The organism is Coprococcus sp. LG101-27 (assembly GCF_027695515.1).
Classification (GTDB): Bacteria; Bacillota; Clostridia; order Lachnospirales; family Lachnospiraceae; genus Allocoprococcus; species Allocoprococcus comes.
Genome location: NZ_JAQEUJ010000030.1, coordinates 6,363 through 30,387 on the forward strand (window position 1 = coordinate 6,363; position 24,025 = coordinate 30,387).

Below are 24,025 nucleotides of genomic sequence, written 5' to 3' on the forward strand. Positions count from 1 at the left end.
TCATCACATTTATGCGACTTGTTTAGTTTACTATTATTTTCTACAAATGTCAATACTTTTTTTAGTTTTTTTTACAGTTTTTTTACAGATTTTTTTACAGATTTTCTCTTTTTCCGTCAGCATATCTCCCCCTTACTTCCTGCTTTCCAGACCATTACCTGTAGATTTCTTCCCAATGCTCTTTTGTCATAACATTCGTATGCTCGACTCGCACCTCATGTAAAAGCGGCACAGGAACTTCATTACAGGTATGATGATAAACAAATCCCAGCTTTTCCTGCACTCTTTTTGATTTCAGATTGCCATCATAATAAGCGCACCAGATTGTTGTCATGCCAAGATCTTCAAATCCATGTCTCAATAACTCTCTGGAAGCTTCCGGCATATAGCCTCTTCCCCAGAATGGCTGTCCAAGCCAATATCCAAGCTCGCACTCATCGTCACGCTTTGTTTTATTCGTGTATCCATTCAGTTTCAGTTCCACAGCACCTATCGCAATATTCTTTTCCTTTTCACAGATTGCGTAGCACTCTGCTCCATCAAATACATTTTTGATGACAGCTCTGCTTTCCTCCACACTCTTATGCGGCGGCCATCCTGCAGCAGGTCCGATCTCCGGATCTTTTGCGTATTCAAACAGACTTTCCGCATCTTCCTCTGTCCATTTTCTCAGTATTAATCTTTCGGTCTCCAGCATACTCTTCCACCTCAGTCTTTATATTTAAATTTTCAGTAAATTTGTTTTCTTCAAATTCTATTCTATACGTTAATCTGTTTTCTCAGTATATCATAAGGATTTTATAGTTTCAACATTCCACATTTGCATGGTTATACGTAAAACGTATTTCAATAATTCATTTTTTCTATATATCGTCCTATTTATAGTTATTTTACACATTTCACCATATGCATTGACTAACTCATTCGTCATTTTGTACAATATTTTATATAGATAGCGACAAAATATATCGATACTAACAAATCGTCATTGTATAAAAGGAGGAAATGAAAATGGCTGATTATGAAAAAATGTGGGAAGACCTTGGGATGGATGTCAAAAATCATGACAATCTCTGTCAGGTTCTTCCGACAGCAGTTGGGGATGTATTTATGACACAGGAAAACCGCCCGAAGGCAATGGACTTCTGGGATATGGTCATCGCTGAGGTGCACGGTATCCGCCCGGCTGAACTCATTGAAGAGCAGAAAAAAGGACGCAAGGTATTCGGAACCTTCTGCGTATATGTACCGGATGAAGTAATTATCGCTGCAAATGGTATCGTAACAGGACTTTGCGGTGGATCACAGTTCTGGGTTCCGGACGGCGAAAAAGTCCTTCCGAAAAATGTCTGTCCACTTGTAAAAGCTTCTGTAGGAGCAAGACTTGGACGTACCTGTCCGTTCTTCCGTATCGCAGATATGTATGTCGGGGAAACTACCTGCGATGGCAAGAAGAAAGCTTACGAGATTCTCGGGAAAGACGTTCCAATGCATATTATGGACGTTCCACAGATGAAGCGTGAGAAAGATATTATCAAATGGAAAGAAGAAATTACAGATTTTGCAAAGATTGTAGAAGAATTCACCGGAAACGAAATTACACCGGAAAAGCTTGCAGAAGCGATCAGTATCTGCAATGAGAAGCGTAAAGCTCTTCAGAGAGTTTATGACTGCAGAAAATCAAAATGTCTGCCAATTTCCGGACGAGATGCTCTGCTCATGACCCAGATTTCTTTCTTCGATGATCCGGTACGTTGCGCCCAGATGTGTAACCGTCTGGCTGACGAACTGGAACAACGAATCAAGGATGGTGTATCTGTTGTACCAGAAGGCACAAAACGTATCCTGATCACAGGAACGCCTCTTGCAGTTCCGAACTGGAAATTACATAACATCATCGAGACAAGCGGCGCTGCTGTTGTCTGCGAAGAGATGTGTACAGGAACAAGATATTTTGAAAATCTTGTAGACGAATCCGGTGAAACGCTGGATGAACAGTTCATGAATCTGTCCAAACGTTACATGAAGACAAACTGCGCATGCTTCACACCAAATACCGGACGTATCGACGATATTCTCCGTATGGTAGACGAATATCAGGTAGATGGCGTCATCGACTGCAGTCTGATGTTCTGCTGCCTGTATGACACAGAAAAGCTTGCAGTTTCAGAAGCACTAAAGGCGAAAAATATTCCGGTACTCTCTCTGGAAACAGATTACACCGATAAAGATGCTGAACAGCTTCGTACAAGAATCGGAGCATTTGTGGAGATGCTGAATCAGTAAAATGGAAGAAAAAAATAAACATATCCGCTATTATATTCTCTTTGACAATCACACACAGGGCATGATGCTCCATGAGCTTCTGGATAAGCAAGGTCTTCCTAACCGGATTGCACCTGCCCCACGTGACACTGACGGCAAAGCAGCCTGCGGGATGGCGCTTCTGATCCATCCGGATGACATTGATGCAGTCAGGACATGCATCGAAGAGAATCATGCGGAATATGTAAACATCGTTCCATTGGAAAATCAGTTGCAGAAAAAGAGAGACCGATATTGTTAAATGCAGAGTGTATGATAAATGAGGAGAAAGCGAAAAGCTCTCTCCTCATTTTGACTCATCATATTCAAAAACCGCTGAATCATCTCATTTTCAGCGGTTTTACAGGTATGGACCTGAGGGGAATCGAACCCCTGTCCGAAAGCTCTTCCATAAAGGCATCTCCCATCACAGTCATTCTTTTGACATTCCCTCCATAAGCCGCCGAACAACAGGCTACTTACTTTAGTAGCTTCATAAATTCTTCCATTCCCTCAAAGCTTTGGAAACGAAGTGCCTCATCTGGTCGAAGCCGGTTACTTAAGCGATGAGAGACTCAAGACCGACTGCTGCAACTAGGCAGCGTACGCTAAATTTTCGTCTGCGTTTATATTTAGTTGGAACTTTTAACGTAGTGTCCCGCTACGGATGGCTTCCTTGACTTCCGTGCCCCCGTCGAAACCAGTACAAGCCCTGGTTCTTGGAAGCCGTATCATCAAAAATACGCTTCTGCAAACAAGATCCGTTCAGAAGTCAGCCTTCTGCCCTCCCATTTGCTCTATATATTATATGCGGACATCCAGGCTCATGTCAAGGCATCTCCGCATATAATTTACTCAATCTGTCATTTTACGCTTCTTTTGTCTTCCCCACTTCCAGCATTCCGCTCTTTGCAAGTGCCGGTCGCAGTGCATTGTAGATGATTACTACAACGATTGTAGAAAGGATTGCATTTACAAAGGTAGCAGCTGCGCTCCATTTTGCAAGAACCTCTGCCATCTGCTGCGGCTGTCCCAGAATATACTGTTTGTAAAAGTATCCGACGATCGGATCTGCAATGACATTAAATGCAAGTCCGGCTACAGATGCCAGCAGGCTCCATTTGAAAATGTATTTCTTATCGGTACTTTCATTGATCTTTGCGATCTTATGCGCTACAAGTCCTGTGATCAGTCCGATGCAGAGCTTCAGGATAAATGTCTTCGGTGCTCCGGTAATATAGATCGGATCCATCACATCCGCGATTCCCATTCCGATCGCTCCTGCAAGTCCGCCGTACCAGCCGCCCAAAAGAAGTGCGGCAAGCACACAGAACGCATTTCCAAGGTGGATTGATGTTGCATCTCCTCCCGGCATCGGTATTTTAATCTGCAGATACGTAAAGATTACGTAGCAAAGTGCAGCAAACAGCGCTGTCTGTGCAATTTTCATAACGGTTGAATTTGTTTTCATAGTCTGTCCCATCCTTTCTTATTCCTTGTGAAACACTATAGTACATTGATTCATCAGGTTATTGAACATTGTACCGCGTCACTGTCTCTGTAAAAATATACAATTTTCACTTTTTTCAAGGGGACAGTTTTGTTTTATCCGAAATTGCGGATCTTGAATTCTCTTTCTGCCTCACGCTTCTGGTCTTTTTTCGCGATATCATCACGCTTATCGTATAATTTTTTACCTTTTGCCAGTCCGATCTCTACTTTGACAAGACTCTTGCTGAAATACACCTTCAGTGGCACGATCGCCATTCCTTTTTCCTTGGTCTTACCGATCAGTTTGTTGATCTCCGATTTGTGAAGAAGGAGCTTTCTCACACGCAGAGGATCTTTATTGAAAATATTTCCCTTTTCGTATGGACTGATATGCATTCCATAGATGAACACTTCCCCATCCTCAATACGGATAAAGGATTCTTTGATGCTGCATTTTCCCATGCGGAGGGATTTTACTTCCGTACCTGCAAGTGCAATTCCCGCCTCATAAGTATCCAGGATAAAATAGTCATGATACGCTTTTTTATTGTTCGCAATCATCTTGCCCTGCGCTTTTGCCTTAGCCATCTTCTCTCTCCTCTTTTCTTTCCTTTACAAGTCTAAAATCAATGGTTCTTGATATCTCATCACAATCGATCATCTTCACACGCACCTTCTGCCCCAGCTTGTAGGTCTTTCTGTGATGGAAACCGATCATCTGATAATGTTCTTCGTCGTAATCATAATGATCGTCCGTCATATTGGTAACATGTACCAGCCCTTCTACGGTATTCGGAAGCTCTACATAGATTCCCCACTTTGTGATACCCGAAATAACTCCTTCAAATTCCTGTCCGAAGAAATTCCGCATATACTGTACCTTCTTCAGCTTCAGCGTCTCTCTCTCTGCCTCATCCGCACGGCGCTCTAAGGAGCTTGTCTCCATCGCCACCTCCGGCAGGATTTTTTCATAATGATTCCTCTTTGCATCGTTCATCCTGCCTCGAAGATTATCTTTGATGATCCGGTGGATCTGCAGATCCGGATAGCGCCGGATCGGTGAAGTAAAATGCGTATAATACTGGGTCGCAAGTCCGAAATGTCCGTCATTATCCGGCGAATATCTTGCCTGCTTCATCGAACGGAGTGCAAGCCTTGAGATCATGGCTTCTTCCGGAGTCCCCTCGATCTTATCCAGAAGCTTCTGGACTTCCTTTGGACGGATCTCCTGTCCTCCCTGCATATGCATGGTATATCCGAAATTCTGCAAAAATGTTACAAGTTTCTTCATCTTATCATCATCCGGTGTTTCATGCACACGGTATAAGAATGGAATCTCCTGCCAGAAATAATCCTCTGCAACCGTCTCATTTGCCACAAGCATAAAATCCTCGATGATCTTCGTTGCCACGTTGCGGTCGTAAGCCTTAATATCCACCGGCTCACCGCTTTCATTTAAAATAATCTTTGCCTCCGGAAAATCAAAGTCGATTGCCCCTCTTCTGTGGCGTCTTTCCCTCAAAATGTGTGACAGTTCTTTCATCAGTTCAAACATCGGGATCAGATCATGATACCGTTCGCATTCTGCCTCATCCCGATCCTCAAGAATCTTTTTCACACTGGTATAGCTCATGCGTTCATCCACATTTACCACAGTTTCTGCAATCTGGTGATCGATTACATTTCCCTTCGCATCAATGGTCATGATACAGCTCAGTGCCAGCCGGTCCTCGCCTGCGTTTAATGAACACATTCCATTAGACAGAACTCTTGGCAGCATCGGGATCACACGGTCTGCCAGATAAACACTGGTACCTCTTTTCAGTGCTTCCCGGTCAAGGGCGCTGTTCTCCTGCACATAATTGGTCACATCAGCGATATGCACACCCAGAATATAACGGTCTCCCTCTTTTGTCAGAGTGATCGCATCATCCAGATCCTTCGCATCCTCGCCGTCGATCGTCACGGTCTGCCAGCTCCGCACGTCTTTCCGTCCTGCCATGTCAGCGGTCGTCACTGCTTTTGCCACACGCTCTGCCTGATTCAATACCTTCTCCGGAAATTCGGTTGGCAGATCATATCCTTTGACAATCGACAAAATATCAACTCCCGGATCGGTCACATGTCCCAGGATCTCTACGATCTTTCCTTCTGGCTTCTTTCCATTCTCCCCATAAGAGGTCAACTCGACCACAACCTTATGCCCGGTCACAGCTCCTTTAGAACGCTCTGCCGGTACGAAGATATCCTGCAGGAAACGCTCATTATCCGGCACAACGAATCCGAAATTCTTCCGGCTCTGATAATAGCCGACGATCCGCTGGATTCCCCTCTGTACGATCTTCGTGATCTTTCCTTCTCTGCGCTTTCCTTCCGGTGCTTTGGTGATGACAACCTCTACCTCATCTCCCTGCATGGCACCGTTCATATCATCTTCAGAGATAAAGATATCTTCGCTCTCACCTTCCACAGTGACAAAGCCGAAGCCCCTCGCGTTTGCCTGGAACATTCCACGCAGCTGCTTTGCCTCACCTTTGATGTATTTTCCTTTCTGTGTGACATGTACCCTGCCTTCCTTTTCCAGGCTGTCCATGACAGCTTTGAGTTCCCCTTTCTGATCTTTCGGAACCTGAAGCAGCATCGACAGCTCTTTCAGCTTCATCGGCACATAAAATTCATCACAGATAAATTCATAAATAATTTTCTTTCTTTTTTCAAATAATTCGTCCATCTCTTCTCCTGTCAAAAAAGGAACACCCTATAGATACTATAGAGTGTTCCTCATCTTCTTTCAATCATTCGTTATGCAAAAACTTTCAGGTTCAGGACTGCTGCAAGTACGATAAACAGAATTGCTAAAAACTTGGTAGACTTAACAAGTGCGCCTTCCATAGAACGTCCTTTGTTCTGTCCCCAATAAGAATCTGCCATACCTGCGATTGTTCCAAGACCTGCTGACTTACCTTCCTGCATCAATACGATTACTGTCAATGCGATACAATCTATTGCAAATAAAATTAAAAGTACTGTTTTTAAAATTTCCATTACTAATCACACCTCCTGATGTTTGAACCACTCATATATTTTACCATAAATCTACTTCCGATTCAAGCAAATTTCATGGATTTCAGTCTTTATTTTACCAGTTTGCTTCCTTTCAGCTTCACAACCCGGTCAATCCGGTTAATGGATGACATCCGGTAGGCATAAGCCCCCGACTCAAAAAGTGCATAAATGCTGCCACCATCCTGATAGATCTGTTCCAGTCTCTCTGGAAACTTGATCGTCTTATAAGCTTCGGAAGTTGACAAGATTCCATATCTGGAATAGTTGAAGATCTGTACCTCCGATGGCAGGATCCCCCAGGATCTGGTAAGCAGGATCTTATTGTTGTAAAATGCCATTCCCTGCACCTTACCGGAAATTACCTGCATACTGACCGCATAGGCAACCGGATCCGTCACGCCGACCGTCCGTTTCAGGTTCATATCTTCTTTTTCATACAAGGTACCGTCTGCATTGATCAGATATTTTTCAATGACACTGGCATTATCCTGTGTAAAGAATCCGACAAACAATGCACCGTCATGATACGTCATAAATGATGCCCGCTTGATCTTGTAAAGATTGTAAGACATATCGAATTCAATCGGATGATACCCATCCTCAAAGGAATAGTTCTCCAGATGGGACAGTGTGATCGCATTTGCCTGCGCCCAGGTGGAACCCTGTCCTGTCACCCACAGGATCTGGTTCATCGTATCGTATGCCATTCCGCCCACATGTGCTTTGGTGTTCAGCACAATCTCTTTCACAAACCGTCTGCTTTCTTTGTCGATCACATAGATCACCGAATCATGTGCCTTTGTCTTACAATAAGCACTGACCAGAATATAATCCTCTGTAATTGCAAGTCCCTGTGGTGTCATGGATGTGCAAACTTCTGCTTCTCCGTCCCCTTTTACTTTCAGCGTTCTTGTTGACTTCAGACCAGGCACAACATAAGTCCCGTAGTCATGGTCTACTTCAGCTTCATCGCAGGCGTACTTATAAACAGTCTGGTTACGCTTCAGCGTTTTCAGATACTGCTCCATCGTGTAAACGGAATCCGTATTCGTCACCTTCCGGTTAGTTTCCGGCTCCACCTCGGTTCTGTACTGGAATGCGTAATACCAGTAGCTTCCTCCGATGATTCCCACAACCAGTAGAATACTGATGATACTGCGGATATGTCCAAGCATGGTCTTCTTTTTCCGGATCTTTTTCTTCTTTGCTTTTTTCTCTTCCTGTCTTACTTCCTCATTCTCAAGCTCTTGTTTATTCATTCATGCCCACTTCGTTTTTATATACTTTCTGTGTTGAAAATCCCCGTCCTCTGACCTCATTTACATTGCCAATGATCATAAATGCGTGCGGATCTATCTCCTGCACGATCTGGTTCAGCCGCATCAGTTCACGGTTAGATACAACGGTAAGGATCATCGGCTGATCCTTTCTCAAATAACCGGTCTGCGTGTAGACCAGTGTAGTTCCTCGGTCAAGCTTCTCCTGGATCAGATGGTTCAGCTTCTCATACTCTCCGGAAATGATCTTGACCTGTGTTCTGGTCGATCCCATCAGAAGCACTTTATCCAGCATCACCGTGTAAATCAGTACCAGAAGGATACCATAGATGACCTCTTCTTTATTGGTAAATACCATCTGGAAGATCAGAATCGCAAAATCAAATACATAAAGCATAACAGATACCGGAAGCCCGAATTTCTTATTCAATACCAGCGGTGGGATATCCATACCTCCTGTTGATGCTCCGCATCTTATAACAACTCCGATTCCAAGTCCGATCATCAGACCTCCACAGATCGTCGAAAGCATCTTATCGTCTGTGACGTTCTGTAATACCGGAACATTCTCCAGTATTCCCAGAATGATCGGATAATAAAACGTACTGACCAGTGTAGTAAGTGCAAATTTCATACCAAGCACTGCCGCCCCCAGAAGAAACATCAGTGTGTTGAAGATCAGTACAAATGTATGAATCTGTAATCCGAAATAATGGTTTACGGCAATTCCAAGCCCCGTGGTCCCTCCAGTAATGATATCATTCGGCAGGATAAACATTACAATTGCAAGTGCATATACTGTATTCCCAAATAAAATCAGGCACAGATTCTTCATGTTTGACATTTTCATATTACGCTCTCCTTGACATATGTATTTTGTCTGCAGATTTCCCCAATTTTCCGCAACCCAATACTTTATAGTATACTCGGTGCATGTTTTGTGGACAAGGAATTTTTTTATTTTATTCTCTTTTTTCGTTTCATTTGGTATACTGTGATTAAAAAGACAGGTTTTGATTTTCCAGGAAAAGAGGTTAGCAAGTTATGGACAAGATCAGACAGTTACAGGACATGATTAACGAGAGCAACCGAATCGTCTTTTTCGGCGGTGCCGGCGTCTCTACCGAGAGTAATATTCCGGACTTCAGGAGTGCAGACGGACTCTACAAACAAAAGTACCGCTACTCACCGGAGCAGATTGTAAGCCACAGCTTTTTCATGCAGCATACGGAAGAATTTTATGATTTTTATAAAGAGAAAATGATGTTCCTTGATGCGAAGCCAAATAAAGCACATCTGAAGCTTGCCGAGCTGGAAGCCGCCGGAAAGCTGACCGCCGTTATCACACAGAATATCGACGGACTCCACCAGGCTGCCGGAAGCAAAAATGTACTGGAGCTTCATGGAAGTATCCACCGCAATTACTGCATGCGTTGCAAAAAGCAGTACAGTGCACGTTTTGTAAAAGAATCGAAAGGAATCCCAACCTGCGACTGCGGCGGAACTATCCGCCCGGATGTAGTTCTCTACGAAGAAGGACTGGATAATCAGATTATCCAGAAAAGTATCCGCGCCATCTCAGAAGCAGATATGCTGATCATCGGCGGTACTTCTCTTGTAGTCTACCCTGCTGCCGGATTTATCGATTATTTCCACGGCAAATATCTGGTACTCATCAACAAGGATGCAACTGCCCGTGATGTAGGCGCAACTCTGACGATCCATGAGCCGATCGGAGAAGTATTAGACCAGATCCATGTATAGCCGGAGAATCCAAAAATCCTCTGCCTGCCCTTTCTAATGAAAGAGTGACAGAGGATTTTTCATTTTAACCGTTATACGTCTTAAAAAACTGATACAGATTGTCCAGTGCCTTTGTCAGAACCGGGATCTCTTCTTCATCCAGCGTTTCAACAACAGCTTCTACCATCTTCTTATGAAAATTCGCATGATGATGATATGCCTTCTCCCCTTTTTCCGTCAGCTGGATATTGACGATCCTCCGGTCTTCTTCGCTCCGGTGGCGGATTGCATACTTTTTATTGACCAGACTGTTCATCGAAGTTGTCAGTGATCCGACCGTGATTCCGAGCTTCTTCGCGATCGTGGACATATTATTCCCGTCACCCAGACCGACCGCCTCAATGATATGCATATCGTTATTCGTCAGATCCTTGAATTCTTCTGTGATCACTGCCTTTTCTTCTAATTCCCATATATCATTAAAAAGATGTACCAATATCTTATTGATGCTTTCGTATGCGTCCAATTCCCCTTCTTCTCCTTACTGTGTCTTTTTCTAGTTCAATTATACACAGTCACCTAACAAAGAATCAATCACTTCTTTCACAGTTTCTATTTTTTCTGCTTTCCACACATCCGCTCCGCAGAACAGAAGTGCCTCCCCAATCTCACCTTTTGCCGCTTTGATTAGTGCTTCCGTGATACAGTATGGTACTTCCGCCGGGTTACAGTTTTTCAGACACCCAAGACATCTCTTAGGCTTCACCCTCTCTCCTGCCATTACATGACTGATAAATGGATTCTTAATTGCCCTTCCCGGCATTCCAACCGGACTTTTCACCAGAATGACATCCTCTTTCTTCGCATTCAGATAACTCTGCTTATAACTGAGATCTGCATCGCACTCCCAGGTCGTGACAAATCTTGTTGCCACCTGGACCGCATCTGCTCCTAATGAAAAGGCATGCTCTACCGCATCTTTATCCGAAATTCCTCCGGCTACTGCCACCGGGATATGCACCTGATATTTTTGGGCGTACTTTCTGACCACTGCCATGATCCTCTCGATTTCATTATCATAACTTTCCTGTGTGTAAGTTTCCAGCTGCTCCCGGTCGAACCCCAGATGTCCTCCGGCTTTGGGTCCCTCGATCACAACCAGGTCTGCGGTCCTGGAAAATTTTTTATCCCAGTATTTTAAAATAACTTTAGCCGATCTTTCGGTCGATACGATCGGAGCGATCTTGGTACTGCTACTCTCCACAAGTCCCGGCAGCTCGATCGGAAGCCCTGCCCCGGATACGATCAGATCTGCTCCGGCATCCACTGCTGCTTTCACATGTTCATCATAATCCTTCAGCGCAACCATGATATTAAATCCGATCACACCATCCGGAGCCGTCTCTCTTGCTCTTTGGAATTCAGATCCAATTGCGCGGATATTTGCCGCCCTTGTATTCGTTTCAAAATCCGGTTCACGAAATCCGATCTGTGCGGTTGAGATGATCCCGACTCCACCTTCTTTTGCAACCGCTCCGGCAAGCTGCCCAAGGCTTACACCGACTCCCATTCCCCCTTGAATGACCGGTCTTTTTACTTTCAAATCACCAATCACAAGTTCCGGTAATCCTTTCATTTTTCTTCTCCTCTACTACATCCTGCGGAATCTGTCATACCGCTTTTCGGTAAGTTCTTCCTTTGTCATTGCTCCATATTTTTTTAAAAAAATACTGATATAATCATCCATCGGATCTGTCACTTCTGTAAATGTTTCCAGATTGAAGTCTTCCGGCTCCGGAATCACCCGTTCCACGATACCGGCTTTCAGGAGATGATCTGCTGTCAGCTTCATCACACCTGCCGCCTCTTTTGCACGGCTGCTGTCCTTCCACAGGATACTTGCAAATCCTTCCGGCGAAAGAATGGAGTAAATCGAATTTTCAAGAAGCCACACTTCATCTGAAGTTGCCATCGCAAGAGCCCCCCCGCTTCCACCTTCTCCGATCACAACAGACAGGATCGGAACCTGAAGATTTGACATTTCAAATAAATTTCTTGCGATTGCCTCACCCTGTCCTCTCTCTTCTGCTTCCAGCCCGCAGAACGCTCCCGGCGTATCTACAAAACAGATGACCGGACGGTTAAATTTCTCTGCCTGTTTCATCAGACGAAGGGCTTTGCGGTATCCGTCCGGTGACGGCATCCCAAAGTTACGCTCGATATTTTCTTTTGTCGTGCGCCCCTTTGCCTGCGCGATCACCGTCACCGGCATTCCGTGAAATCTTGCAATCCCGCCAATGATCGCCTTATCATCCTGGTAATAACGGTCTCCATGAAATTCCATAAAATCTGTAAATAATTCTTCAATGTACTCCGCACCGACCGGACGAGCCTTGTCTCTGGATAACTGCACCCGTTCCCATGGTGTCAGATTCCTCTGTACCGCCTGTGTTTCCTTTTCTTCTACTTCTGGCAAATCGTATGTACCCTGCTTATGCATTGCTACAATTTCCGCCAGTGTCTCCCTAAGCCGCGGACGCTCCACAATCTGATCCACAAATCCGTGCTCCTGAAGAAATTCCGCCCTCTGGAATCCTTTCGGAAGCTTCTGCCCTATGGTCTGTTCAATCACACGCGGACCCGCAAAACCGATCAGAGCCCCCGGCTCGGCAAGAATGATATCTCCAAGCATGGCAAAACTTGCCGTTACCCCGCCGGTTGTCGGATCGGTCAGCACACTTACATATAAACAGCCTGCATCATGGTGTCTTTTCAGTGCCGCTGAAGTCTTTGCCATCTGCATCAGAGAGTGGATCCCCTCCTGCATTCTGGCGCCTCCTGAACAGGCAAATATGATAATCGGAAGTCTCTCACCGGTTGCCTTTTCTACTGCACGGGTAATTTTTTCGCCAACCACCTTTCCCATGCTCGCCATCATAAACCGCCCGTCACAGACTGCAAGAACTACTTCATTTCCCGCGATCCTCGCTTTTCCGGTTACAACCGCCTCATCAAGCCCGGTCTTTTCCTGCAGTGCTTCTACCTTTTCTTCATAGCCTTTATAATGCAGCGGATTTCCCGAAGTAAGTCCCTTGTCCCACTCTTCAAAGGTATCCGCATCTGCTACCATTTCAATCCGGCGCATCGCATGCACACGGAAATAATTTTGACATTTTGGACAGATATAATACCCCTTCTTCACATCCTCTGTCAGAATGGCAGATTTGCAAACGTTACATTTTTTCAGAAGTCCCTCCGGAACCTCCGGTGCCATATGGGCAGGCTTTCCTTCGCCAAGAGATATATACCCTCTTCTGCTTGTTTTCTTGAACATATTTGACAGTTTCAAATTGCTTTACCTCCGCTTTTGTAGAGCTAATCTTGCCGATTTTTTGCTTCTCTTTCGGCAATAAATTCAATATCAAAATCTCCTGCCTGATACTTTGGATCATGCAAAATATCATATTGATAATCCACATTAGTATCAATACCTTCTATAATTACCTCACCAAGTGCACTCTGCATCTTCCGGATCGCCTCGGTACGGTTTTTTGCAAATACGATCAGCTTTGCCAGCATATTATCATAATATGGCGGTACAGTGTATCCACTGTAAATTGCTGAATCAATCCGCACCCCCTTTCCTCCCGGAAGGTACATATCGGTGATCGTTCCCGGACACGGGCGGAAATTCTTTTCCGGATTTTCCGCATTGATCCTGCACTCGATGGCATGACCGGTCAGCTTTACATCCTCCTGCGTAAAAGAAAGCTGCTGACCGTCTGCGATCCGGATCTGTTCCTTGATCAGGTCGATCCCCGTCACCCATTCTGTGACCGGATGCTCCACCTGGATTCTGGTATTCATTTCCATAAAATAAAAATTCCCGCTCTTTTCCAACAGAAATTCAATGGTTCCTGCATTTTCGTAATGTGCTGCCTTTGCCGCTTTTACCGCTGCTTCGCCCATTCTCCGGCGAAGCTCATCCGAAATCACGGCACATGGGGATTCTTCGATCATCTTCTGATGATTTCTCTGCACCGAACAGTCCCGTTCTCCTAAATGCACCACATTTCCATACTTATCCGCCATGATCTGAAATTCGATATGCTTCGGATGCTGCACAAAATGCTCGATGTACATAGTGTCATCCCCAAAAGCTGCCTTGGTCTCTTTCTGTGCGGTACGGAATGCCAGATCAAATGCGGCTTCATTTTCCGCCACACGCATTCCTTTTCCGCCTCCGCCGAGAGCCGCCTTTACGATCACCGGATAGCCAATCTCTCTTGCAACTTCTTTTCCTTTTGCTGCATCATAAATCGCTTCCCGGCTTCCCGGAATGATCGGAACCCCGGCATTTGCCATGGTATTTCTCGCCTCGGATTTATTTCCAAGCCTGCTGATCACTTTCGAATCCGGTCCAATAAAAATAATGTTGCACTTCTCGCAAAGCTCTGCAAATTTCGTATTTTCAGAAAGAAAACCAAATCCCGGATGGATCGCATCTGCTCCCGAAACAATAGTCGCGCTGATGATCTGCTCCATATTCAGATAGCTTTCCGAAGATGGTGCAGGTCCGATACAGATTGCTTCATCTGCAAGCTGTGTATGCAATGCTTCTTTATCTGCTTCTGAATAAACTGCAACCGTCTCGATCCCCATTTCCCGGCAGGCACGGATGATCCGAACTGCGATCTCTCCACGGTTTGCGATCAATACTTTCTTAATCATCTGTTTCCGCCTTCCCGATCATCAGAGACAACTCTGCCTTTACTGCAACTTCTCCATCCACTGATGCAACAGCTTCTCCGATTACCAGTGGTCCCTTCTGACGGATAATTCTTGCTTCCAGTTTTAACTTGTCACCCGGAACAACTTTTCTGCGGAACTTGCAGTTCTTAATCCCACCAAAATAACCGAGCTTTCCTTTATTTTCTTCCTGCATCAGAACCGCTACTGCACCGACCTGCGCCAGTGCTTCTACGATCAGCACTCCCGGCATCACCGGCTCCTGTGGAAAATGTCCGGCAAAAAAGTCCTCTCTGTAAGTCACACATTTATAGCCAACTGCATATTCCCCCGGCTCGTAATCTTCGATATAATCTACCAGCAAAAACGGATGTCTGTGCGGAATGATTTTCTGAATTTCCTTGATTCCCAAATGTTTCATGCTTTTCGCCCTCCATCCAGCTATGCGATTCGGAATAATGGCTGTCCGTATTCCACAGTTTCTCCATTTTTCACGAGTACTTCCGATACCACACCGTCAAAATCACACTCAATATCATTCATCAGCTTCATCGCCTCTACGATGGCAACCGTCTGTCCTTTTGCCACATGATCGCCAACTGCCACAAATGGTGCTGCCTCTTCCGACGGTGCTGCGTAAAAGGTTCCAACCAGAGGGGATTTGATCAGCTGCCCTTCTGCTTCTTTTCCTTTTTTCGGTCCATCCTCCGACTTCAGTGCCGATACTGCATTACTCTGCGCTCCTGGCACGTTTTGTACTGTCGTCAGCTGTGCTGCCCCTGTACTGACAACCATCTGTTCTTTTTCTTTCTGTATTTTCAATTTCACACCGTTTTCTTCATACTGAAATCCTGTCAGGTCCGAATCTGAAACGGTCTGAATCAGTTTTACCAGATTTTCTAATTCCATCCTTCTACCTCTATCCTTCATACTTCTTCAAAAGAAGGGTTGCATTGTGCCCGCCAAATCCAAGGGAATTGGTGAGCGCACATTTGATCTCTTTTTCGACCGGTGCGCCAACTGCATAGTTCAGATCACATTCTTCATCACATTCCCTGGTTCCAACGGTCTGATGGATAAATCCATCCTGAATGGATTTTACAGTAACGATACACTCTACCGCACCTGCCGCACCAAGAAGATGACCGATCATGGATTTCGTTGAATTCACAACCACATCCTTTGCCGCATCGCCGAATGCTTTCTTGATCGCATAGGTTTCAAACAGATCATTATGATGCGTGCTGGTTCCGTGTGCATTAATGTACTGTACTTCTTCCGGTGTCACGCTGCCCTCTTCCATCGCAAGCTCCATCGCCTTTGCCGCACCGCTTCCGTCTTCTGCCGGGGAAGTGATATGGTAAGCATCTCCGGTTGCCCCGTAACCTGCAAGCTCTGCGTAAATCTTTGCGCCTCTTGCTCTCGCATGCTCCAGCTCTTCCAGAACCACCACGCCGGCTCCTTCTCCAAGAACAAATCCACTTCTGTCTTTGTCAAATGGAATCGATGCACGTAGTGGATCTTCACTGGTAGTAAGTGCGGTAAGTGCGGTAAATCCAGCAATCCCCGTCGGACAGATACAGCTTTCCGTACCACCTGCAAACATTACATCCGCATCTCCGTACTGAATGGCACGAAGCGCATCCCCGATACAATTGGTTCCCGTTGCACACGCTGTAACGACATTGGTGCACTTTCCTTTAAGCCCAAGCTGGATCGATACATTTCCGGCTGCCATATTGGAAATCATCATCGGAACCATCAGTGGTGCCACCCTTCCCGGGCCCTTTTCCTGAATCGTCGTGTACTGCTTCTCAATCTGCTGCAAACTTCCGATTCCCGAACCGATGATCACGCCACAACGGTATGGATCCTCTTTTTCAATTTCAAATCCCGCATCCGCACACGCTTCCTTCGCCGCTGCAACCGCATACTGGGAAAATGTTTCCATTCTCTTCGATGCCTTGAAATCCATCCGTTCCTTCGCAACAAAGTCCTTGACCTCCGCTGCGATCTTCACTTTATATTCGGTTGTATCAAATTTTGTGATCGGACCGATTCCTACGGTTCCATTTTTGATACCGTTCCAGAATTCTTCTACTGTATTACCAATCGGGGTAATCGCTCCAAGCCCCGTAATAACAACTCTGCGCTTCATATTGCCTCCTTTGGTGTGTTGTTGACTGTTTCACTTTTTGATAAAATTTATCATCTTATAAGTATTTTTAGGTTAAGTTGAATGACAAACTGTACAAAAGATGTCATTCAAATTCATTTTTCGAGCAATGGAGATGAGACTCAAAGGATTGTGGAAGCCTTTGCTGACACAATCCTTGTTTTAGGAGGCTCATCGGAATGGTTTGCGAGTCTGAATTTGAAGGACATCTTTTGTACAATTTGTCCCTCAACCTTCTCTGCAACCATTTCTACATCACCATTCCCCCATCGACCTGCAGAACCTGCCCCGTAATGTAACTCGCATGCTCAGACACCAGAAACGCCACTGCCTTCGCGACATCTTCTGGGTGTCCCATTCTGGCAAGAGGGATCTGACCTCTCATTTCTTCTTTGAGCTTATCGGAAAGAACTTCTGTCATCTCCGTTTCAATGAAGCCCGGTGCAACCGCATTAACCGTGATTCCGCGGGATGCCAGTTCTTTTGCCGCAGATTTGGTCATTCCAATAATTCCTGCTTTAGATGCAGCATAGTTTACCTGACCGGCATTTCCGCTGATTCCAACTACAGATGCAAGATTGATGATCTTTCCGCTTCTCTGCTTCATCATCTGTCTGGATGCAAAACGGATGCAATGGAAAGTTCCTTTCAGATTGACATCAATGACATCGGAGAAATCTTCTTCACTCATACGCATCAGCAGACCATCCTTTGTGATCCCTGCATTATTTACCAGAATATCGATTCTTCCAAACTGCTCGATCACTGCTTTTATAAATGCTTCACATCCCTCGTAATCTGCCACATTGCACTGCATACACTGGGCACATCCACCCTTTTCTACAATTTCATGTTTTACTTCATCTGCTTTTGCTTCAGAACCATTGTAATTGATCACAACTGTTGCTCCCTGTGCAGCCAGCTCCTTCGCAATTGCCTTTCCAATTCCACGGGACGCGCCGGTAACCACCGCGATCTGTCCTTCCAAATTTGCTCTGTCTGTCATATGCTTTTCCTTTCCATTGCCTGTTTTTTACACCAGTTCAGCAATTACTTTTTCCATATCTTCCCAGGTTTCGATATTATATACTTTGACACCTTTGTCGATACGCCGCATAAATCCGGCGAGTGTTTTTCCCGGTCCGATTTCCACAAAAGTGTCTACACCATCTTCAATCATAGTTCTCACACTTTCTTCCCATCGTACCGGTGAAGAAATCTGTTTTGCAAGAAGTGCCTTTGTCTCTTTGATATCCGTCACATATTTTGCCGTAACATTCGTCACATAAGGAATGGCAAGTGGTTCAAAATTTCTCTTCTCCATTTCCTTCGCAAGCTCTTCGCCTGCACTTTCCAGCATCTTTGAGTGGAACGGACCACTTACATTTAACAGAACCGCCCTTTTTGCTCCGGCTGCTTTTAAAGACTCTGCTGCCTTTTCTACCGCTGCGGTCTTTCCTGTAATTACAATCTGTCCCGGACAGTTATAATTTGCCACAGACGCACCCGGAATTTCTTCCGTCACTTTTTCAACCGTTTCTCCATCCAGTCCCAGGATTGCCGCCATGGCTCCTTCACCTGCCGGAACGGTATTCTGCATCAGAATCCCTCTTTTTCTCACAAGAGAAATGGCGTCTTTCGGCTGCATGCCTCCCGCTGCACTGATCGCACAGTACTCTCCAAGGCTGAGCCCGGCTGTCACATCCGGTGTAAGACCTCTCTTTTCAATCTCGGCTGTCATTGCAAGACAGGCTGTTACCATGGCTGCCTGAGTGTATTCTGTCTGATCCAGCTGCTCATTTTCTTCAAAGCAAAGCTTTGTCATATCAAGTCCCAGCTCTGCTGTTGCTGTATCAAAAATCTCTTTTGCAAGTTCACTGTTTTCATAAAAATCTTTTCCCATACCGCACTTCTGCGCGCCCTGTCCCGGGAAAATGAATGCTGTTTTATTCATAAAATCCTTTGCCTCCGATCAGTGCATCCGTCTCACTTACCAGCTTTTGGATCAGGTCTTTACAGCTCATGATCTCTTTTACCATGGCTGCACTCTGTCCCGCCATTACGCTTCCGTTTGTCACATCTCCGTCTACAACGGCCTTTCTTAAGCCTCCAAGTGTAAGGTGTTCAAGTTCTTCAAAGGATGCACCGTTTTTCTCAAGGTCCAGATATTTTTTCGTCATTTGGTTGCGAAGTGCTCTTACCGGATGTCCTGTGCCTCTTCCGGTTACTCTGGAATCAATGTCCTTCGCTTTGATGATCGCATTTTTATAATTTTCATGTACGATAGATTCTTCGGTCGCAACAAAATGGGTTCCCATCTGTACGGCTTTTGCTCCCAGCATAAATGCTGCCGCAATTCCTCTTCCATCTGCGATTCCTCCGGCTGCGATTACCGGAATCTTCACTGCGTCTACAATCTGTGGAACCAGTACCATAGTCGTATTTTCTCCGATGTGTCCTCCGGATTCACATCCTTCCGCAACAACTGCATCTGCCCCGCACCGTTCCATTCTTCTTGCAAGTGCAACGGATGCAACCACCGGAATGACTTTAATTCCTGCTTCTTTCCACATTTTCATATATTTTTCCGGGCTTCCGGCGCCTGTCGTTACAACCTTTACGCCTTCTTCCGCTACTACTTTTGCCACGTCCTCTGCATAAGGACTCATCAGCATGATATTTACTCCAAATGGTTTATCAGTCAGCTTTTTTGCTTCTCTGATTTGTTCACGTACCCACTCAGCCGGGGCGCTTGCAGCCCCGATGAGCCCAAGCCCGCCGGCATTTGATACGCCGGCCGCAAGATGATACTCAGCAACCCAGGCCATTCCGCCCTGGATGATCGGATACTCGATTCCAAGTAATTCGGTTACTTCTGTTTTCATATTACAACCTCTTTCTGTCTGTGTTTTTGCGATTCTTATTTTTTCAGTCCTTCGATGTATGTTACAACACTTCCGATTGTCTTGAGATCACCGATTGCTTCCGTATCGATTTCCACACCAAATTCATCTTCAAATGTCATAACCATATCCATCAGATCAAGGGAATCTGCTCCAAGAGATTCAAAAGTTGTCTCCTCTGTGAGGTCTGCCGCGTTTACGTCAAGTCCTTCTGCTACGATTTCTTTTACTTTTTCTAACATGTTCTTAGTCTCCTTATTGTTTGATTATTTTTATATTTACCACTCTATGAGTGTGGCTCCCCAGGTGAGTCCGGCACCGAAGCCGCAGAGAACAATCTTCTGTCCTTTGTGGAAGCGACCGGTTTTGTTCAGTTCATCCAGGAGGATTGGAATGCTGGCGGATGATGTATTACCGTATTCTTCAATGTTGACCGGGAATTTTGCAAGGTCTGTTTTCATCCGTTTTGCCACAGATTCGATGATCCGTAAGTTTGCCTGATGCAGAACGAAAAGATCAATATCTTTCTCGGTCAGATCTGCTTTTTGCAGAAGTTCTCCAATGACTTCCGGCACTTTTTTTACGGCAAATTTGAAAACTGCCTGTCCATCCATGGATACATAAGTCTGTTTTTCATTTTCTTTGTCCTGCCAGTTTTTCTGCTGACGGCTTTCGCAGGCAAGTACCTGTCCTTTTACTCCGTCAGAATGGGTAACTGCCGGAAAGATTTCACCTTCTTCTGCACAGATCACGGCTGCTCCTGCCCCGTCACCAAAAAGAATGCAGCTTCCTCTGTCTTTCCAGTTGACAATTCCGGATAGGGTTTCACTTCCGATCACCAGAATGTTCTGATACATTCCGGCTGCTATGTAAGCCTGCGCAGTATTGTAGGCATACACAAAACCGCTGCATGCGGCACTGATGTCGAAACAGGTTGCATTTACTGCTCCCAGCTCTTTCTGGACTTCGCAGGCAGTGCTTGGGATCACGGTGTTTGGCGTGATTGTAGATACCAGGATCAGATCCAGATCGTCTGCATTTAATTTTGCATCTGTAAGTGCATTTTTTGCCGCTTTTACCGCCATGCTGACTGTTGTATCTTCTTCTGCAATATGTCTGCGCACAATTCCGGTCCGTTCACGGATCCATTCATCATTCGTCTCCACAAACTTCGCGAGATCATTGTTGTCGTAATAATGCTCCGGTATATAAGAACCGGTACCGCATATCCTTCCTCTCATGGTTGTTCTCTCCATTTATTTTTGTTTTAAAATCTTTTTCGTTTAAAATATTTTTATATTCAAACTATTTGATAATATAACATAATCGGAATGATTTGACAAGAGGGAAATTTTTTTGTTTGACGCGAGGGGCAAATGAATGGAAAAGAAGAGTTCCTGTTCTCTTCTTTCCCATTCATCTGCCATTCAAATCGGTACAAAAATGACGTGCTTTAGTCTCTGTATTTTCTGTTCTGAGTACAAAAAATCCTGCGGTTTTGCCAATTCAAAATCGCAGGATTTTTCTTATTCTGTAACTTCCTGATATGCCTCTTTCGTCTGTTCTCCGCTCCGGCGGATCCCTGCAAACAAAGATCCGGATATATTATGCCATACACTGAAGATCGCCCCCGGAAGGGTTGCCAGTGGATTTGCCGCGAAATTGGCAGTCGCAAGGGAAATTGCAAGTCCACTGTTCTGCATTCCGACTTCGATGGCAATAGCGGTTGCCTTATCGTACTCAATATGTAAAATTTTCGCTGCACCAAGTCCGATTCCCATTCCGCAGAGATTGTGAAGCATCACAACTCCAAGAACCAGAAGTCCGCAGCTTAAGATTTTTTCTGCATTGACGGCTACGATTCCGCTAATGATCATTACGATCGATACAACTGAGATCAGTGGCAAAACCTCTGATATTTTCTGGATCTGTTTTCCCCAGACCCAGTTGATCAGAATTCCCAGAAGTACCGGAACCAGAACAACCTTTACTACAGAAATTACCATTGCCCAGAAGGATACTTCTACCCAGGCTCCGGCGAGTACATACACCAGAAGTGGTGTTACAATCGGTGCTGCAAGAGTTGATGTGATCGTCATTCCGACAGAAAGTGCCACATCACCTCCGGCGATATAGGTGATCACATTGCTTGCCGTTCCGCCCGGACAGCAACCAACCAGAATCACGCCAAGCGCCAGATCTGTCGGCAGCTGCATCAGCTGACACAGGATCCACGCGATCACCGGCATGATCGTGTACTGTGCGACGAATCCGATCAGGATTTCTTTTGGTCTGGAAAAGACTCTTTTGAAATCGTCCATCTTGATCGTAAGCCCCATGCCGAACATGGCAACTCCAAGAAATACAGAAGTGTAGCTCGTTGTCCACGCAAAGCCGTCACGCCAGAAAAATGCAATGATGGAAAAACAGATAATGATGATCCCGATATATTTTGTAAGAAAAGAGCTGACCTTTCCCACTTTTTTCATTCTGTTTTCCATAGGCTATACCTCATAGCTGAAATTGTCGATCAGCCTTGTTTTTCCAATATAGACTGCCATGGCAACCAGAACATCTTTTTCCACACTCTCGACCGGCTGCATATCCAGTGCATCTACCATGGATACATAGTCGATCTTTGCAAGCGGCTCTGCTTCGATCACTGCGCGCATCTTTGACAGAACTTCTTCTGCCTTAATTCCTTTGCAGATCGCCTCCTGACCGGTTTTAACGGCTCTTGAAAGGCACAGTGCAGCCTTTCTCTCTTCTGCGCTTAAATAGGTATTTCTGGATGATTTGGCAAGTCCGTCTTCCTCACGGATGATTGAGCAGCCTACGATCTGGATATCAAAATTCAAATCCTGCACCATCTTGCGGATGATTGCAAGCTGCTGTGCATCCTTCTGTCCAAAATAAGCTCTGTCCGGTGCTACAATATTGAATAATTTGGAAACAACCGTACATACCCCTTTAAAATGGATCGGTCTTGTCTTTCCGCAAAGGGTATCAGATAACGTATCAATACTTACGTAAGCATGTGGATCATGATACATATCCTTCGGTTCCGGATGGAAGATCAAATCTGCTCCAAGGCTCTCACAAAGCTCACTGTCACGTTTAAAATCTCTCGGGTATGCTTCCAGGTCTTCTGTCGGTCCGAACTGTGTCGGATTGACAAAATCGGATACCACAACAATATCGTTTTCCTCACGGCATCTCCTTATCAGGCTTGCATGCCCTTCATGTAAGAATCCCATGGTCGGTACAAGACCTACGGTTTTTCCTTCTTTTTTCCAGTTCTTAACTAATTTTCTTGTCTCTTCGACTGTTGTTGTTACCTGCATGATAATTCTCCTCTTTATAATAAATTCGGAGATAGCCTCTTATTCTGAATTCAACAAATTTCATTTTGTTTTTAGATTCCTTATTTTTCCTGGTCTTTCAACAACCCATGTTTTTCATAATTTGTCACACGGCTGATCTTATTTTCATCATCCACGAAAACAACTTTTGGTTTATGTTCTTTGGCTTCTTCTGCCTCATAATTTGCATAACACATGATAATAACCTTATCACCTGTACTTACACATCTTGCCGCAGCGCCATTTAAGCAGATCATTCCGCTTCCACGCTTACCACAGATCGTATAAGTTTCAAATCGGCTTCCGTTATTCACGTCCACGATCTGAACCTTCTCATATTCCATAATTCCTGCTGCCTCCAGCAGTTCCTCATCAACGGTAATACTTCCCACGTAATCTAATTCTGCCTGTACTACCGTAGCACGATGAATCTTTCCTTTTAGCATCTCAACTGTCATGTCTTACTCCTTTTCTGTCCGGAAACACAAAAATAAGCATAAACATAGAGTGTAACCATACTTTTTTCCATAATTCCAAATTATTATATGAAAAAAGCATCATCAAGGTATACTTCTCCCTGCAAATGCTTCTGCTATTCTTCGTATTCCCTGAGTCTTATTTTACCTCTTAATAAATATAAGCTCCTTCTCCGTCACCTGTTGACGGAAACGATTTCGATATGAAATTGTTGTGATTCAGTCAGAGTATAGTTTTGTAGTTTTCAAATACTACCTCCGCGGATATTATTGCACCTTGACAAGAGATTGTCAATCCGATGTTCTCATGTATTTAATTCAAGACATCTGTGCGGAAGATGGGGCGCAACTCGTCCGGTGGACGAGTGCTCTGCGCCGACCGTAGCGGAGCGAAGACCTGGACCCTAGGTTCAGGGATCGCTTCGGTACAATAAAAGAAAGGGGATGTGAAAAAACTCGATTGAGTTTTTTTACATCC

At 44.9% G+C, this 24,025-nt stretch carries 25 protein-coding genes and 1 other RNA gene; 3 read left to right on the forward strand and 23 right to left on the reverse strand.

Translation table 11 applies throughout. The features are described 5' to 3' along the window. Window positions 1-154: 154 nt before the first annotated feature. Complete coding sequence (locus PG766_RS14770) at window positions 155-697, reverse strand: GNAT family N-acetyltransferase (protein ID WP_173825388.1); 543 nt, start codon at window positions 695-697, stop codon at window positions 155-157. A 314-nt stretch (window positions 698-1,011) separates the two neighbouring features. Here PG766_RS14770 and PG766_RS14775 point away from each other — a divergent pair, with 314 nt between their 5' ends. Both PG766_RS14775 and PG766_RS14780 read left to right on the forward strand, forming a co-directional pair. Next, window positions 1,012-2,286: a double-cubane-cluster-containing anaerobic reductase gene (locus PG766_RS14775; RefSeq protein ID WP_117557690.1), complete on the forward strand. Its 1,275-nt coding sequence runs from the start codon at window positions 1,012-1,014 to the stop codon at window positions 2,284-2,286. 1 nt (window position 2,287) lies between these two features. Next, window positions 2,288-2,566 carry a DUF3343 domain-containing protein gene (locus PG766_RS14780; RefSeq protein WP_055156326.1) on the forward strand — a complete coding sequence of 93 codons (279 nt, stop codon included), beginning with the start codon at window positions 2,288-2,290 and terminating at the stop codon, window positions 2,564-2,566. Window positions 2,567-2,671: 105 nt separating this feature from the next. On the opposite strand, the gene ssrA is transcribed toward PG766_RS14780, so the two are convergent. The 7 genes from ssrA to PG766_RS14815 all read right to left on the reverse strand — a co-directional run bounded on the left by ssrA (window position 2,672) and on the right by PG766_RS14815 (window position 8,988). Then, window positions 2,672-3,017: a transfer-messenger RNA gene (gene ssrA / locus PG766_RS14785) on the reverse strand. Window positions 3,018-3,172: 155 nt separating this feature from the next. Further along, window positions 3,173-3,775: an ECF transporter S component gene (locus PG766_RS14790; RefSeq protein ID WP_044999095.1), complete on the reverse strand. Its 603-nt coding sequence runs from the start codon at window positions 3,773-3,775 to the stop codon at window positions 3,173-3,175. A gap of 134 nt (window positions 3,776-3,909) precedes the next feature. Then, window positions 3,910-4,383: an SsrA-binding protein SmpB gene (gene smpB / locus PG766_RS14795; RefSeq protein ID WP_055156322.1), complete on the reverse strand. Its 474-nt coding sequence runs from the start codon at window positions 4,381-4,383 to the stop codon at window positions 3,910-3,912. Further along, entirely contained in the window at window positions 4,376-6,526 is a 2,151-nt protein-coding gene (gene rnr / locus PG766_RS14800; RefSeq protein ID WP_270591119.1) for a ribonuclease R, read from the reverse strand. Before rnr ends, smpB begins: the two co-directional genes overlap by 8 nt. Window positions 6,527-6,597: 71 nt before the next feature. After that, window positions 6,598-6,840 carry a preprotein translocase subunit SecG gene (secG, locus tag PG766_RS14805; protein WP_008372776.1) on the reverse strand — a complete coding sequence of 81 codons (243 nt, stop codon included), beginning with the start codon at window positions 6,838-6,840 and terminating at the stop codon, window positions 6,598-6,600. Between the two features lie 89 nt (window positions 6,841-6,929). Then, window positions 6,930-8,120, reverse strand: coding sequence for a YncE family protein (locus tag PG766_RS14810; RefSeq protein ID WP_270591120.1), 1,191 nt, complete (start codon window positions 8,118-8,120; stop codon window positions 6,930-6,932). Then, entirely contained in the window at window positions 8,113-8,988 is an 876-nt protein-coding gene (locus tag PG766_RS14815; RefSeq protein WP_117557687.1) for a YitT family protein, read from the reverse strand. Before PG766_RS14815 ends, PG766_RS14810 begins: the two co-directional genes overlap by 8 nt. Before the next feature lie 194 nt (window positions 8,989-9,182). On the opposite strand from PG766_RS14815, the gene PG766_RS14820 reads away from it, so the two are divergent. Further along, window positions 9,183-9,902 carry an NAD-dependent protein deacylase gene (locus PG766_RS14820; protein WP_270591121.1) on the forward strand — a complete coding sequence of 240 codons (720 nt, stop codon included), beginning with the start codon at window positions 9,183-9,185 and terminating at the stop codon, window positions 9,900-9,902. Between the two features lie 64 nt (window positions 9,903-9,966). Here the strand turns inward: PG766_RS14820 and PG766_RS14825 are convergent, their stop codons facing one another. The 15 genes from PG766_RS14825 to panD form a co-directional block, all read right to left on the reverse strand. Next, window positions 9,967-10,407, reverse strand: coding sequence for a MarR family winged helix-turn-helix transcriptional regulator (locus PG766_RS14825; protein ID WP_270541225.1), 441 nt, complete (start codon window positions 10,405-10,407; stop codon window positions 9,967-9,969). Window positions 10,408-10,446: 39 nt separating this feature from the next. Further along, complete coding sequence (locus PG766_RS14830; protein WP_270591122.1) at window positions 10,447-11,517, reverse strand: NAD(P)H-dependent flavin oxidoreductase; 1,071 nt, start codon at window positions 11,515-11,517, stop codon at window positions 10,447-10,449. 15 nt (window positions 11,518-11,532) lie between these two features. Then, window positions 11,533-13,230 (reverse strand): acetyl-CoA carboxylase carboxyltransferase subunit alpha, encoded by a 1,698-nt coding sequence (locus PG766_RS14835; protein ID WP_182420290.1) that lies wholly within the window; start codon window positions 13,228-13,230, stop codon window positions 11,533-11,535. Between the two features lie 26 nt (window positions 13,231-13,256). Then, on the reverse strand, window positions 13,257-14,612 hold the full coding sequence (locus tag PG766_RS14840) for an acetyl-CoA carboxylase biotin carboxylase subunit (protein WP_270591126.1): 1,356 nt from the start codon (window positions 14,610-14,612) through the stop codon (window positions 13,257-13,259). Next, a complete protein-coding gene (gene fabZ / locus PG766_RS14845) occupies window positions 14,605-15,051 on the reverse strand; it encodes a 3-hydroxyacyl-ACP dehydratase FabZ (protein ID WP_008372752.1) in 447 nt (148 codons plus the stop codon). The genes PG766_RS14840 and fabZ overlap by 8 nt, the downstream gene beginning before the upstream one ends. A 20-nt stretch (window positions 15,052-15,071) precedes the next feature. Further along, window positions 15,072-15,539, reverse strand: a complete 468-nt coding sequence (accB, locus tag PG766_RS14850; RefSeq protein ID WP_118199674.1) for an acetyl-CoA carboxylase biotin carboxyl carrier protein — start codon at window positions 15,537-15,539, stop codon at window positions 15,072-15,074. 10 nt (window positions 15,540-15,549) lie between these two features. Beyond that, window positions 15,550-16,788, reverse strand: coding sequence for a beta-ketoacyl-ACP synthase II (gene fabF / locus PG766_RS14855; protein ID WP_117557682.1), 1,239 nt, complete (start codon window positions 16,786-16,788; stop codon window positions 15,550-15,552). A 268-nt stretch (window positions 16,789-17,056) separates the two neighbouring features. Beyond that, window positions 17,057-17,812, reverse strand: coding sequence for a 3-oxoacyl-[acyl-carrier-protein] reductase (gene fabG / locus PG766_RS14860; protein WP_118199673.1), 756 nt, complete (start codon window positions 17,810-17,812; stop codon window positions 17,057-17,059). 27 nt (window positions 17,813-17,839) lie between these two features. Further along, window positions 17,840-18,760: an ACP S-malonyltransferase gene (gene fabD / locus PG766_RS14865; protein WP_008372746.1), complete on the reverse strand. Its 921-nt coding sequence runs from the start codon at window positions 18,758-18,760 to the stop codon at window positions 17,840-17,842. Next, window positions 18,753-19,691, reverse strand: a complete 939-nt coding sequence (gene fabK, locus PG766_RS14870) for an enoyl-[acyl-carrier-protein] reductase FabK (RefSeq protein ID WP_270591132.1) — start codon at window positions 19,689-19,691, stop codon at window positions 18,753-18,755. Before fabK ends, fabD begins: the two co-directional genes overlap by 8 nt. 35 nt (window positions 19,692-19,726) lie before the next feature. Next, entirely contained in the window at window positions 19,727-19,951 is a 225-nt protein-coding gene (locus PG766_RS14875) for an acyl carrier protein (RefSeq protein WP_008372743.1), read from the reverse strand. Between the two features lie 36 nt (window positions 19,952-19,987). Continuing rightward, window positions 19,988-20,950 carry a beta-ketoacyl-ACP synthase III gene (locus PG766_RS14880; protein WP_118199848.1) on the reverse strand — a complete coding sequence of 321 codons (963 nt, stop codon included), beginning with the start codon at window positions 20,948-20,950 and terminating at the stop codon, window positions 19,988-19,990. Window positions 20,951-21,235: 285 nt separating this feature from the next. Then, a complete protein-coding gene (locus PG766_RS14885) occupies window positions 21,236-22,210 on the reverse strand; it encodes a bile acid:sodium symporter family protein (RefSeq protein ID WP_118199849.1) in 975 nt (324 codons plus the stop codon). Window positions 22,211-22,213: 3 nt separating this feature from the next. Then, window positions 22,214-23,053, reverse strand: coding sequence for a pantoate--beta-alanine ligase (panC, locus tag PG766_RS14890; RefSeq protein WP_118217663.1), 840 nt, complete (start codon window positions 23,051-23,053; stop codon window positions 22,214-22,216). Between the two features lie 80 nt (window positions 23,054-23,133). After that, window positions 23,134-23,529 carry an aspartate 1-decarboxylase gene (panD, locus tag PG766_RS14895; protein WP_055156306.1) on the reverse strand — a complete coding sequence of 132 codons (396 nt, stop codon included), beginning with the start codon at window positions 23,527-23,529 and terminating at the stop codon, window positions 23,134-23,136. Window positions 23,530-24,025 lie beyond the last annotated feature (496 nt).

Excerpts from the sequence above, each read along its gene's own strand:
- PG766_RS14770 (WP_173825388.1), bottom strand. The coding sequence starts at position 697 with ATGCTGGAGACCGAAAGATTAATACTGAGAAAATGGACAGAGGAAGAT.
- PG766_RS14775 (WP_117557690.1), top strand. The coding sequence starts at position 1,012 with ATGGCTGATTATGAAAAAATGTGGGAAGACCTTGGGATGGATGTCAAA.
- PG766_RS14780 (WP_055156326.1), top strand. The coding sequence starts at position 2,288 with ATGGAAGAAAAAAATAAACATATCCGCTATTATATTCTCTTTGACAAT.
- PG766_RS14790 (WP_044999095.1), bottom strand. The coding sequence starts at position 3,775 with ATGAAAACAAATTCAACCGTTATGAAAATTGCACAGACAGCGCTGTTT.
- smpB (WP_055156322.1), bottom strand. The coding sequence starts at position 4,383 with ATGGCTAAGGCAAAAGCGCAGGGCAAGATGATTGCGAACAATAAAAAA.
- rnr (WP_270591119.1), bottom strand. The coding sequence starts at position 6,526 with ATGGACGAATTATTTGAAAAAAGAAAGAAAATTATTTATGAATTTATC.
- secG (WP_008372776.1), bottom strand. The coding sequence starts at position 6,840 with ATGGAAATTTTAAAAACAGTACTTTTAATTTTATTTGCAATAGATTGT.
- PG766_RS14810 (WP_270591120.1), bottom strand. The coding sequence starts at position 8,120 with ATGAATAAACAAGAGCTTGAGAATGAGGAAGTAAGACAGGAAGAGAAA.
- PG766_RS14815 (WP_117557687.1), bottom strand. The coding sequence starts at position 8,988 with ATGAAAATGTCAAACATGAAGAATCTGTGCCTGATTTTATTTGGGAAT.
- PG766_RS14820 (WP_270591121.1), top strand. The coding sequence starts at position 9,183 with ATGGACAAGATCAGACAGTTACAGGACATGATTAACGAGAGCAACCGA.
- PG766_RS14830 (WP_270591122.1), bottom strand. The coding sequence starts at position 11,517 with ATGAAAGGATTACCGGAACTTGTGATTGGTGATTTGAAAGTAAAAAGA.
- PG766_RS14840 (WP_270591126.1), bottom strand. The coding sequence starts at position 14,612 with ATGATTAAGAAAGTATTGATCGCAAACCGTGGAGAGATCGCAGTTCGG.
- fabZ (WP_008372752.1), bottom strand. The coding sequence starts at position 15,051 with ATGAAACATTTGGGAATCAAGGAAATTCAGAAAATCATTCCGCACAGA.
- accB (WP_118199674.1), bottom strand. The coding sequence starts at position 15,539 with ATGGAATTAGAAAATCTGGTAAAACTGATTCAGACCGTTTCAGATTCG.
- fabF (WP_117557682.1), bottom strand. The coding sequence starts at position 16,788 with ATGAAGCGCAGAGTTGTTATTACGGGGCTTGGAGCGATTACCCCGATT.
- fabG (WP_118199673.1), bottom strand. The coding sequence starts at position 17,812 with ATGACAGACAGAGCAAATTTGGAAGGACAGATCGCGGTGGTTACCGGC.
- fabD (WP_008372746.1), bottom strand. The coding sequence starts at position 18,760 with ATGAATAAAACAGCATTCATTTTCCCGGGACAGGGCGCGCAGAAGTGC.
- fabK (WP_270591132.1), bottom strand. The coding sequence starts at position 19,691 with ATGAAAACAGAAGTAACCGAATTACTTGGAATCGAGTATCCGATCATC.
- PG766_RS14875 (WP_008372743.1), bottom strand. The coding sequence starts at position 19,951 with ATGTTAGAAAAAGTAAAAGAAATCGTAGCAGAAGGACTTGACGTAAAC.
- PG766_RS14880 (WP_118199848.1), bottom strand. The coding sequence starts at position 20,950 with ATGAGAGGAAGGATATGCGGTACCGGTTCTTATATACCGGAGCATTAT.
- PG766_RS14885 (WP_118199849.1), bottom strand. The coding sequence starts at position 22,210 with ATGGAAAACAGAATGAAAAAAGTGGGAAAGGTCAGCTCTTTTCTTACA.
- panC (WP_118217663.1), bottom strand. The coding sequence starts at position 23,053 with ATGCAGGTAACAACAACAGTCGAAGAGACAAGAAAATTAGTTAAGAAC.
- panD (WP_055156306.1), bottom strand. The coding sequence starts at position 23,529 with ATGACAGTTGAGATGCTAAAAGGAAAGATTCATCGTGCTACGGTAGTA.